The following is a 12540-nucleotide window of genomic DNA, read 5'->3' on the forward strand; positions in this document are numbered from 1 at the left end:
GACGCGGGGCCCCGCTGCTAAGAACGCGGCCCTGCTGCTAAAAACTTGCCGAAACCGCGGAATTAGCAGGAACACAGAAACCTCGGAATTAGTAGGAACGCACAAACTGTGCAACCAGCGGCAACACAGAAACCCCAGAATTAGTAGGAACGCACAAACCGCGGAATTGGAGCCAACACAAACCGCGGAATTGGAGCCAACACAAACCGCGGAATTGGTAAAAACCCGCCAGGCCGTCATACTTACCACACCCACGGCGTGCCGCCGCGCCAGCGTGACAGAATGAGCCCATGACTAAATTCACCCAACCGTCCGTACTCCTCGATCACACGGAGGTACCGGACCGCGCGAATCTCGAAGGCCTCGAACAGAAATGGGGTAAGGCCTGGGATGAGAACGAAACTTATAAGTTCGACCGGAGCGCCGAGCGCGCCGACGTCTACTCGATTGACACCCCGCCGCCCACCGTTTCCGGCAGCCTCCACATCGGGCACGTGTTTTCTTACACGCATACCGATACGATGGCCCGCTACCAGCGGATGCGTGGCAAGGCCGTGTTCTACCCGATGGGCTGGGACGATAACGGATTGCCTACCGAGCGGCGGGTGCAGAACTACTACGGCGTCCGGTGTGATCCGACCCTTCCTTATGATCCTGATTTCACGCCCCCGCACGAAGGCGGCGACGGCAAATCAATTAAGTACCGCGATCAGGTACCGGTTTCGCGGCGTAACTTCATCGAACTGTGTTGGAAACTTACCGCTGACGACGAAAAGCAATTCGAGGCACTGTGGCGTTACCTCGGCCTCTCCATCGATTGGGAACAGCATTATCAGACAATCGGTAATAAGGCCCAAAAGGTAGCCCAAACCGCGTTCTTGCGTAACCTTGCGCGCGGCGAGGCCTACCAGGCGGCAGCGCCTGGCTTATGGGATGTTACTTTCCAAACTGCGGTCGCGCAGGCAGAGTTGGAGGCCCGGGAGTACGACGGCGCCTACCACACGCTCCTCTTCCACGGGGAAAGTGAAGATGTAGCAATTGAAACGACGCGTCCGGAACTGCTTCCGGCTTGCGTGGCGCTCATCGCCCACCCGGATGATGAACGTTATCAACACCTGTTTGGCACCACCGTGAAGACCCCGATCTTCGGCATGGAAGTGCCCGTCCTTGCCCACCGCGATGCGGAAATGGATAAGGGCGCCGGCATTGCGATGTGCTGTACTTTCGGTGACGTCACCGACGTAACCTGGTGGCGTGAGCTAGACCTACCTACCCGTGCCATCCTCGGCAAGGACGGCCGTATTATTCGCGATACCCCCGAGTGGATTACCGATGCGCATGGTCGCGAGGTTTACGCAAATATGGCCGGAAAGACCCCTTTCTCCGCTCGTCAGATCGTAGTGGAAGCCGCGCAGGCCAGCGGCGAAATGCAAGGTGAACCAAAGCCCACCAAGCGTATGACGAACTTCTTCGAAAAGGGCGATAAGCCGCTCGAAATCGTCACTTCGCGCCAGTGGTACATCCGCAACGGCGGCCGCTCCTACGTGGAAAGCAATGGCAAGGAACTGCGTGAAAATATGCTTGCCGCAGGCAAAAAGCTGCAGTTCCACCCGGAGTTTATGTCCGTGCGCTACCAAAACTGGGTGGAGGGCCTGAACACTGACTGGCTAATTTCCCGCCAGCGTTTCTTCGGCGTACCGATCCCGGTTTGGTACCGGATCTCCGAAAATGGCGAAACCCTTTATGACGAGGTTTTGGTGCCGGATGAGGCCGTTTTGCCGATTGATCCCACGGTGGACGTGCCAGCCGGTTATACCGCGGAACAGCGCGGGAAGCCGGGCGGCTTTGCGGCCGAAGTGGACATTATGGACACGTGGGCCACTTCCTCACTTACCGCGCAGATCGCCTCCGGGTGGCTTACCGACGAAGAACTGTTCAATAAGGTGTATCCGATGGATGTTCGCCCGCAGGGGCAGGACATTATCCGCACCTGGCTGTTCTCCTCGATGGTGCGCGCGCATCTTGAATTTGGGGAAAACCCGTGGGAGCACGCCGCGATTTCTGGGTGGATCCTGGACCCCGATCACAAGAAGATGTCGAAGTCGAAGGGTAACGTGGTTACCCCGATGGCTTTGCTCGAAAAGTACGGGGCCGACGCGGTGCGTTACTGGGCCGCCGCTGCGCGTTTGGGAACCGACGCCGCTTATGACGAACAGCAAATGAAGGTGGGCCGCCGCCTGGCGCTGAAGGTGCTAAACGCCTCGAAGTTTGCTTTCGGCGTTTTTGGGCGGCCGGATAGCACCGGTCGCGGGCCGCAGATTGACCTCGATTTGTCTAAAGTTACGACACCGCTCGACCGCGCTTTCCTGGCCAAGTTGGCAAATGTGGTGGATACGGCGACGACGGCTTTCGACGAATATGATCACGCGCGAGCGCTCGAAGTCACCGAATCCGCGTTCTGGGAATTCTGCGACGACTACCTGGAGCTGGTAAAGGATCGAGCTTACGGCGAAAGCACGGGAGCAGAATCGGCACGCGTCACCCTCGGCATCGGCGTCGATACTTTCGTGCGTTTACTTGCGCCGTTCATCCCCTACGCCACCGAGGAAGTGTGGAGCTGGTATCGCACCGGTTCCGTGCACCGCGCTGATTGGCCAGTTTCCGAACCAATCCGCACGGCGGCCGCTGGGGGCGACGCCGATCTTCTGGCAATTGCCGGCGAGGCCCTGGCGGCCTTGCGCGGCCTGAAGACGGCCGCGAAGGTTTCGCAACGTACCACCTTTGAACATGCGGTGCTGATCTACAGTAACGCAGTGCCAGGCTTGGAGGACGCGCTCGAACAGGTGCGCCCGGATCTGGTTGGGGCCGCGCATGTGCGCGGGGACCTCATGTTCCAGGCGGGTCAGCTAGAAACATCGCAACTGGCAGCGGACGCCGAAGCATCGCGACTCGATCCGCCACAGCCCAAGGAAAAGAAGAAAAAATAGCCTAGTGCTATGGCGAGGTTGTGGCTATTGGTTTCCCCTTGGAATTCTGCTTAGGACTTCCAAGCCTTTGCGTTCCTGTAAGGAAAACCAAGCAGGAAGCTGCGCCCAGGATTTCTGTTAGAGCTTCCGAACAGAATGTCGCGCTAGGGCTTTGTTACTGGGGTTTCCACGCAGGATGCTCCTACTAGGGGCTCCTATGGAGACTCCGCTGGGGAAACTCCCCGGAAGCTCCTAGGCTTTCGGACATCCGCCTAGACCTAGCTAATAACCGGGTCCGGTGCGGGAATTCAAATTCTCGAATTCCCGCACCGGACCCTTTCGTTCCCCTTTGGGTGGTTTGCACCAGCTGCACGCGTCACTACTAATTCCGCGATTATTTCCCCCTAATTCCTCGATTACTTCCTCCGCCCAATGCACTAGATTCCTTGACCGGCTCCATTATTGGATGCGCTACTTCACTACTAGATGCACTGTCCACCAATGGATGCGCTAGTAACGCCCGCCCAGGTGTCTGTGTTTTCTCCGCTCCGCGGTTTTCCGGCTCCGCGTGTTTTCTCCGCTCTGCTGTATTTTCCGGCGCCGCTATTTTCCGGCTCCACTGTATTTTTCCGGCTCCGCGTGTTTTCTCCGCTCCGCTGTTTTCCGTCTCCACTCGCAGAAGAATTATCTGAGTTTTATGTGCACACCGTTGACCTCCGCTAGAGTTACGGTGTCTTGAACGGAGGGACATGTGAGCTTGTACGATCGAACCGAGCACACATCGCAGAGCAGCGTCAATGTAGATGCTGCCGAAAATGCTGATTCAGTGTCTATCACCAACACCAATCGGGCCACCCGTGCGTCGGCGCAAAACGAGCCGACCCGAAATGTGCCAAATGATCATGAAACGTCTAATTCTAAGCCGCTTCACAACGCGCCGCCCCTCACCGAGCCGGCCAGCACGAAGCCGACTAATGCAGAACCTGCCGGCATTGAAGCGACCACCAACAAAACAGCCGGTGCCCACACAACCGAGAGCGCTCAGCAGAACTCGGCCGCAACGGCGTCGGGCACAACTCGGCATTCCGCTCCTATCCGCTACGAGAAGGCAACACGGCACGGAAATCCCGTGAGTTTTACCCCGGGTGCGGTGGAAGTAACCGAGGAGATGTCTATCCCGCGGGCGCTGCGTAATAATGCCCGAAATATGCCCGATCAAGAAATTATCGGCCGAAAAACCGAGTACGGAACCTGGGCCATGATTACTTGGCGGGCTTTTGAACAGGAGTACCGGGCTTTGGCGCGCGGATTTATTGCGGATGGGATCGAGCCGGGAGACAAGGTGGCCATTATGAGCCATACCCGATACGAATTCACCTTGCTCGACGCTGCTTTGTGGTCCATCGGCGCGGTCTCCGTCCCGATTTATGAGACCGATTCTGCCGAGCAGGCAACGTGGATCATTGAAAACTCGGGCTGTGCGGTCGCCGTCGTCGAAAACGAACAGATGCGCGGAATGCTAGCGCCGTTGACGACTACCGGCCCGCTACGGGAAATCTACGTGATTGAGGCCGACGATCTTACTCGAATTATCCGGCTCGGTTCTTGGGATTTGGATCTTGAGTTGGACGCACGAATCGACGCTTTGCGGGCTTCGGATTTAGCAACGATTATTTACACTTCGGGTACGACCGGGCGGCCAAAGGGCGCTCGCATCACTCATCGGAACCTGCTTCACCAGGCAATTAACGGACCCCTGAATAACAATATGCGGGAAATGTTCTTCCCCAATAAGCGCACGCTACTATTCTTGCCCTTAGCGCATGTTTTCGCGCGATTCATCAATGTGGGGACGCTTTATCATTCGGTTCCCATTGCATATGAGCCGGATACGAAGAATCTAGTTTCCTCTTTCCAGAGTTTCAAACCAGGATTTTTACTCGCCGTGCCGCGGGTTTTTGAAAAGGTCTATAATTCTTTGGACACGCGCTATTCGGGCACAAAGCAGAAGATTTTCCGCTACTACGCCAAGGTAGCGATCGAGTATTCACGCGCTTTGGAGACCCCGGAAGGACCGCGCGCTGGCCTGCGTGCGGCACACGCCGTTGGCGACAAGCTCGTTTATTCGAAGATTCGGGCAGCGATGGGCGGCAAGCTCACTCATACGGTGTCTGGCGGAGCGCCACTTTCCGAACGGATAACACATTTCTTCCGCGGCGTTGGCATTACCATCTATGAAGGTTACGGAGCTACAGAAACATGTGCGCCAATATCGGTAAATCAGCCGGGGCGGATGCGAGTTGGTTCCGTGGGTCCGGCGTATCCGGGTACACGCGCGGTGATTTCCGACGACGGCGAAATCCTGGCCAAAGGTGACCACATCTTCGATGGATATTGGAATGACCCGGAGGCCACGGCCGCAGCCTTCACGGAAGATGGCTGGTATAAGACCGGTGATTTGGGACGCATTGACGAAGATGGTTTCATCTACGTTACCGGGCGAATTAAGCAACTGATTGTGACCGCGGGTGGGAAGAATGTTTCCCCTGCGGTGCTAGAAGATCGCCTGCGTTCGCATCCACTAATTTCGGAAGCAGTAGTAGTGGGCGATAATAAGCCTTTTATTGGCGCTTTAATAACCTTAGATCGCGATATGCTCCCGATCTGGCTAGAGAACAAGAATTTGCCACCGATGTCGCTCGCACAGGCGGCCGAAAACCCGCAAGTGCGGGCCGCTGTAGACCGCGCCATACAACGTGCTAATTCCGCGGTTTCGCGCGCCGAATCAATCCGGAAATTCACGATTCTTAGCACAGATTTCACGCCCCAAAACGGATACCTCTCCCCTGCGTTAAAGGTCAAGCGAGAGCTGGTATTACGCGACTTTGCGGACGTGATCGAAAACGAGATTTACGGCGGGAAATAAGGCCCGAGCACAAACCGCGGAATTGGTCCCCGAGCGCCGTTCTGGATTACTAATTCCGCGGTTTGCGTCTACACTCAACGGCACCAAACCAAGTTCGCTTGCGCACAAACCGCGGAATTGGTGCCTGAGCATCGCTCTGGGATACTAATTCCGCGGTTTAGGTTCATACCCAGCCGCACCAAACTGCGCCAGCCCCGGCACAAACCGCGGAATTGGTGTCTCTGGGTTTAGGTTTGGTGGTGCAGGATCGAGCCGGAAGACGCAAGACCAAATGTGAATATACGCATTTTTTATCAAATCTTCACTACCTCGGGTCGCGCAAGCGGTTACCTTAGTTACGGAACCGTAGGTTAATTTGAGTTAGAGTAAAATCTGGAGGGAATATGGCGGACCGCCCTGAAAGCTTCACGCCGGGAAAGATCCACATTACCGAGGAGATGAGCATTCCTTGGCTTTTCCGTAATATTGCGCGCGAACAGCCGGATCGGAAGGCAATCGCGGTCAGGTCTTATGCGGGCTGGGCATCGATTACTTGGCGCACGTTTGAATCCGCTTATCGCGCCCTAGCCCGAGGGTTCATTGCCATGGGCGTACAACCGGGCGATCACGTGGCGCTCATGTCCCACACGCGTTACGAGTTCACGCTCGTTGATTTCGCCCTGTGGTCCATCGGCGCCCAAGCCATCCCAATCTATGAAACCGATTCTACAGACCAAGCGCGCTGGATCATTGAAGATGCGGCCTGCACCTTCGGCGTCGTCGAAAATGAACAAATGCGCGCCACCCTCGCACCTATGCTCGACGAGTTCGCGCACTTCAAAAACATTTACGTTATTGAAAACGACGATCTCACTAAGATTTCAGCCACCGGTTCCGTAGATCTCGACGCCGAAATCGACCGGCGCACCGACGCGATTCGCGCAGACGATCTAGCCACGATTATTTACACTTCCGGCACCACCGGAAAGCCGAGAGGGGTAAAGCTTACGCATCGCAACCTTCTTCACGTGGCAATGAACGGGCCCCTCGACGAATGCCTCGCCCCGATCCTGATCGGAAAGCGAACCATTCTATTCCTACCCATGGCGCATTCTTTCGCACGTTTCATCAATCTGGTAGCGCTCTACCAGGGTGGCGAAATTGCCTATTCGCCCGATACGAAAAACCTCGTCGCGGACCTACAGTCTTTCAAACCGGAATATGTATTGGCCGTGCCACGCGTTTTCGAAAAGATTTATAACGCGGCAGACGCACAGGCTTCCGGCCCACAGCAAAAGATCTTCCGTTATTACGCCAAGGTAGCCATTGCTTATTCGCGCGCGCAGGACACAGACGCCGGCCCCTCAGCAGCTTTGCGTGCTGCCCACGCCTTGGGCGAACGGCTCGTCTACCGCAAAATTCGCGCTAAACTCGGCGGCCATATTTCTTACGCGATTTCTGGGGGTGCCCCGCTCGGTGAGCGGCTCGGCCACTTTTTCCGCGGAATTGGCATCCTCGTGCTCGAAGGTTACGGTGCCACCGAAACTTCCGCCCCCACCGCGGTTAACCGCATTGGCCACCAAAAGATCGGTTCCGTGGGTCCGGCCTATCCGGGGTGCCACGTCGCTATCGCGGAAGACAACGAAATCCTTGCCAAGGGTGATCACGTTTTTGTTGGTTACAATAACGACGACGAATCTACCGCGGAATCTCTCACCGCGGACGGCTGGTTCCGCACCGGCGATGTGGGACATATCGACTCGGACGGATACGTGTGGATCACCGGCCGCAAGAAAGAGCTGATTGTTACTGCCGGTGGGAAGAATGTGGCTCCGGCCGCTCTGGAGGACCGCCTGCGCGGCTATCCGCTAATTTCTCAAGTGGTGGTTGTGGGCGATGAGAAACCATTTATTGGCGCTTTAATCACGCTCGACGCGGAGATGCTGCCGGTGTGGCTGAAGAACAAAGGACTGGAATCGAAGTCAGTTGTTGAAGCAGCTCAAGACCCCGAGATTATTGACGCGATTGACCGCGCGGTCAGGCGCGCCAACCAGCATGTTTCCCGGGCAGAATCTATCCGCAAGTTCGTTATCCTGCCTACCGACTTCACGGTACAAAATGGGTATCTCACGGCTTCTTTGAAGGTGAAGCGTGCGCTCGTGCTCCGCGATTTCGCGAATGTTATCGACGAGCAGATCTACGGCACCGAGCCACAAAAGTAAAGAGGAAAGATGCAGACTAGGCGGCCCGCGCGTCATCTTTACGCGCGGGCCGCTCTGGTATATGCATGTCAGTTCAGCGCACTACCGCGCCCCGAGTGAGGGTTGGGCTTTCTGTGCCTGGTAGCTCAGAAGCAAACTTCCCCGCCGCGGTTGCGGGTCTGGCGTACCGCGCCCCGAGTGAAGGTTGGGCCTTCTGTGCCAGTTGCGCGGCTGCGAGCCCATCCGAGAGCGGGCGATGTGAATCCGCCGAGAGCAGGCGATGCGAATCCGACCACGCCCCATCCCCTGATTTCCTATGTGCGGGGCTCACCAGCCGCTTGACGTTCGGCGTCGTCGATTTTCCTTTTTCTTATTGCCTCATGTTCAGATCTCTGCTTCCAGCACGCGAATGTAACTCGCGCGGTGCCGCCAGTTTTAGATAATTTTTATTGCTGGTCGCGCTGGATGCGGCGGTGGTTTTCGGTTGCTTCATCCACGATGGTCGAGTGGATACGCACCACAAAGTCCGGGTCCAATCCCTCGCGTTCGGCCAGCTCACGCATGCGGTGCCGTTGCCGCTTTTCCCGTTCTGGATCGGCGGGTGGCATCTCGTTTTCCGCTTTGTAATGCCCGACGGCGTCCGTCACGCGAAATCTGCGGGCGAGCAGAATTACCAGTTCTCTATCGATTTGGTCGAGCTGCCGGCGAAACTCCGCTAGCTTCGGCGGGACTCCATAACTTTCTTCCGCGACCATCGTTTCTCTCCTAGTTATCGTTTTCCAGAGGCAATTATTTCATGTGGCAGTGCACGAGTACCGACCATAACGCGGGCCTGCGCGTAAAACAAAGCCACACACATAAGTAGGACCCGAGCCAAGGCCAGCACCCGCGCCCACCGAGCCGCACGAACGCTGGGTTAAGGACGCTAACGATGAATCGACCAGCACCCGCGCCCACCGAGCCGCACGTAAACGAAAGCGCGCGTGTAAGCCAGCCCCATGCATCAGCAAAAACCCGTGCGTAGCCGGCACGTGTAAGTAAGCCAGCCTTCGCTCAGGTTCGTGTAGAAGCGCTGGCGCAACCTCCACCAAAATCGCGGAATTAGTGGCACGGATGGTTAGCAGCTAGTCAATGCGTTTTGAACTACTCGGGGGCCAACCCCGACCTAAACCGTTCGGGGGCCAACCCCGATTGCAGAGGCAGCTTCCTTAGACGACCCGGCAACGCCACTCACTTAGACGGCCCGGCAACGCCACTCAGGCGGTCTTGTCTGAAGCCATTCCCTTCAAGATATATTCCGTATCGTCTTCCCCGAGCACGGCAGCTCGCGTCACCACCACGTCTGAAACGTCTTCGCGCGAAGGCACTTCGAACATGGCACTGGCCAGCACCCGTTCCATAATCGAGCGGAGTCCGCGTGCGCCGGTGCCGCGTTCCATGGCCTCGTGCGCCATTGCTTGGAGTGCGTCGTCGTCGAACTCCAGCCCCACCCCATCTAACTCAAACATCTTCCGATATTGTTTGGTTAGCGCATTCTTAGGTTCGGTGAGGATCTTAATAAGATCAGCTTCGGTAAGCGCGTTTACGGTGGCGATCACCGGCAACCGCCCCACTAGCTCGGGGATCAGCCCGAAACGATGGAGATCATCTGGCGTGACGTCAGCGAGCTGGTCCGGTGCGGCCTCTACGTCGTGCAAGCGTGCCCCAAAACCGATCCCGCCACTGCCGGCCCGTTGCGCGATAATCTGCGAAATTCCATCAAAAGCGCCCGCGCAAATAAATAGAATATTAGACGTATCGATTTGAATATAATCGCCTTGCGGATGCTTTCGCCCACCTTGCGGCGGAACCGAAGCTACCGTTCCCTCGATAATCTTGAGCAAAGCCTGCTGCACGCCTTCGCCCGAAACATCACGCGTAATCGAAGGATTTTCCGATTTGCGCGAAATCTTATCGATTTCGTCGATATAAATAATGCCACTTTCGGCGCGTTTGACGTCATCACCGGCGGCTTGGATAAGCCGCAACAAGACGTTTTCGACGTCTTCCCCAACGTACCCGGCCTCAGTCAGCGCCGTCGCGTCCGCAATGGCGAACGGGACGTCCAACATACGGGCCAGTGACTGCGCCAGATATGTTTTCCCGGTTCCTGTAGGTCCAAGGAGTAAAATGTTCGATTTACCAATTTCGACGTCGTTCTTCTGCGCCTGTTTCTTTGGTTTATTTAGCTCGCGAAGCCGCTTGTAGTGGTTGTAAACCGCCACCGAAAGGGTACGTTTGGCTTCTTCTTGGCCAATCACGTATTCGTTGAGGAAATCGAAAATCTCGACCGGAGTTGGCAGCTTCGACGGCGCGAGTTTCCCTTCCCCGTCTCCCAGCTCCTCCTGAATAATCTCATTGCACAGCTCAATGCATTCATTGCAAATGTAGACTCCGGAACCGGTAATCAGCTTCTTAACTTGCCGCTGACTTTTCATGCAGAACGAACACTTCAGGGTTTCCGCAGCGTCTACCGTGCGCGCCATAAAACAACATTCTCCTTGGTCGCCTACATTTTCCTAACGACACCACCACAATACAATTCCTGCGGAAGAAGCGTTAGACCTGTTCGTGGCGCGCCGAGCACACGCAGCCGAGGCCGATAACATTTGCGCAGGCCAAACCATGAATAACGACGCCGCGCTCGAAAATTCTCGAAATACCCCACAAAACGCGGAATTGGTGGCCATGCTTCTGGACCAATGGAATCGGCACACCATATTTCTGGGACCGCGAAATCAATGACCCACCAACACAAACCGCGGAATTGGTTGACGGCTTCGCCGAAACCGCGGAATTGGTATGCGGAGATAGGTACGCAAAGGTCCCGGGAGGCACTACACTTCCCGGGACCTTCTTACAAAAGTTGATCGATACTACTTGGCGATACTACTTGCCGGTGCTACTTGACGATCTGCGCCGGAGTCTCTTCCTTGCGCGATTCGAGCACCTGATCGACGAGTCCGTATTCCTTCGCCTGCTGCGCGGTAAGAATCTTGTCCCGCTGAATATCGGAACGAATGGTTTCCGGGTCTTGCCCAGAATGGAAGGCCAAGGTGTTGACCAGCCAGTCCGTCATCCGATCAAGCTCGTCTGCAATAATCCCAATGTCGGTGGCCTGGCCCTGCGTGCCTTCCATCGCCGGTTGGTGGATCAAGACGCGTGCATTGGGCAGAGCCAAGCGCCGTCCCGGAGAACCGCCCGCAAGCAGCACCGCTGCGGCCGAAGCTGCCTGCCCCAGGCATACCGTTTGAATCTGCGGCTTGATGTACTGCATCGTGTCGTAGATCGCAGTAAGGGCCGTGAAGGAGCCACCCGGCGAGTTGATGTACATAGTCACCGGCGAATTAGGGTCCATCGATTCAAGTACCAGAAGCTGTGCCATTACGTCGTCGGCAGACGCATCATCCACCTGCACACCAAGGAAGATAATACGATCCTCAAAAAGCTTCGTATACGGATTCGAACGCTTATACCCGTACGGGGTGCGTTCTTCGAAATCCGGGAGAATATAGCGAGATTCGGGCATGTCAGAGGCCCTTCCCACGGGTAGGGTGCGGGAGGAACCGGCAAACGCGCGCAGTGAATCACCCGCCGAACTAAAATTGATATTCATTTACCTATCGCCTTCCGCATTGTTATCAGAGTCTGATTTTTCACCCTTGAGCATGGCCTGAGACGGTTGAATAATGTGATCCACAAAGCCGTATTCCAAGGCCTCTTGGGCGGTGAACCAGCGGTCGCGCTCGGAATCCTGGAGAATCTGCTCCACACTCTTTCCAGTGTGCTCAGCATTCAATTCCGAAAGTTCACGCTTCATTGCCAAGATGAGGTCTGCGTTAATCCGGATATCGGCCGCGACGCCGCCCGCACCGCCCGATGGCTGGTGCATCAGCACGCGCGTATGCGGGGTAATGTACCGCTTCCCCTTCGTGCCAGCGGAAAGCAAGAACTGGCCCATCGAGGCGGCCATGCCCATGCCCACAGTCACGACGTCGGGTTGCACGTACTGCATCGTGTCATAAATGGCCATGCCAGCAGTAACGGAACCGCCAGGAGAATTAATATACAGGTAGATATCGCTATCGGGATCTTCCGCCGCCAGAAGCATAAGCTGCGCGCAAATCTCGTTTGCGTTCTCCTGCTTAACCTCAGAACCCAACCAAATGATTCGCGACTTTAGGAGCCGCTGGTACACCGAGTCACCGAGCATATTCGGTTGCTCCGCTGCCATTCTTGCAGAGTTTTGCACTTAGATTCCTTCCTTCGGGCACCTTGCGACCACTGGAGCCCTGAACACCACTGAAGACTTTAACGGTCGAATGAAACCGGAATCATCCCAAGTTGCCCCTTTTTCGCTTATGGCGCATGGTTACTCGCATCTCCCGCATAGTACCAATTCCGAAGGCCTTGCTCGGGCAAGACCCAC

Annotated in this window: 7 protein-coding genes; 3 read left to right on the plus strand and 4 right to left on the minus strand. The window is 56.2% G+C overall.

The genetic code is table 11. The features are described 5' to 3' along the window. Window positions 1-290: 290 nt before the first annotated feature. From valS to BLT47_RS00865, 3 genes are all read left to right on the plus strand, one after another. Window positions 291-2987: a valine--tRNA ligase gene (valS, locus tag BLT47_RS00850; RefSeq protein WP_074660720.1), complete on the plus strand. Its 2697-nt coding sequence runs from the start codon at window positions 291-293 to the stop codon at window positions 2985-2987. 1147 nt (window positions 2988-4134) lie between these two features. Then, complete coding sequence (locus tag BLT47_RS00860; protein ID WP_083329975.1) at window positions 4135-5892, plus strand: AMP-dependent synthetase/ligase; 1758 nt, start codon at window positions 4135-4137, stop codon at window positions 5890-5892. A 383-nt stretch (window positions 5893-6275) separates the two neighbouring features. Next, window positions 6276-8093, plus strand: a complete 1818-nt coding sequence (locus BLT47_RS00865) for an AMP-dependent synthetase/ligase (protein WP_074660725.1) — start codon at window positions 6276-6278, stop codon at window positions 8091-8093. A gap of 425 nt (window positions 8094-8518) precedes the next feature. On the opposite strand, the gene BLT47_RS00870 is transcribed toward BLT47_RS00865, so the two are convergent. The 4 genes from BLT47_RS00870 to BLT47_RS00885 all read right to left on the minus strand — a co-directional run bounded on the left by BLT47_RS00870 (window position 8519) and on the right by BLT47_RS00885 (window position 12345). Next, window positions 8519-8827 carry a chorismate mutase gene (locus BLT47_RS00870; protein ID WP_049618788.1) on the minus strand — a complete coding sequence of 103 codons (309 nt, stop codon included), beginning with the start codon at window positions 8825-8827 and terminating at the stop codon, window positions 8519-8521. Window positions 8828-9328: 501 nt separating this feature from the next. Next, complete coding sequence (gene clpX / locus BLT47_RS00875) at window positions 9329-10597, minus strand: ATP-dependent Clp protease ATP-binding subunit ClpX (RefSeq protein ID WP_049618789.1); 1269 nt, start codon at window positions 10595-10597, stop codon at window positions 9329-9331. A gap of 416 nt (window positions 10598-11013) precedes the next feature. Beyond that, entirely contained in the window at window positions 11014-11640 is a 627-nt protein-coding gene (locus tag BLT47_RS00880; RefSeq protein ID WP_049618829.1) for an ATP-dependent Clp protease proteolytic subunit, read from the minus strand. A gap of 87 nt (window positions 11641-11727) precedes the next feature. Further along, a complete protein-coding gene (locus tag BLT47_RS00885) occupies window positions 11728-12345 on the minus strand; it encodes a ClpP family protease (RefSeq protein WP_049618790.1) in 618 nt (205 codons plus the stop codon). Window positions 12346-12540 lie beyond the last annotated feature (195 nt).

It is taken from the genome of Actinobaculum suis (genome assembly GCF_900102025.1).
In the GTDB taxonomy this organism is placed as follows: domain Bacteria; phylum Actinomycetota; class Actinomycetes; order Actinomycetales; family Actinomycetaceae; genus Actinobaculum; species Actinobaculum suis.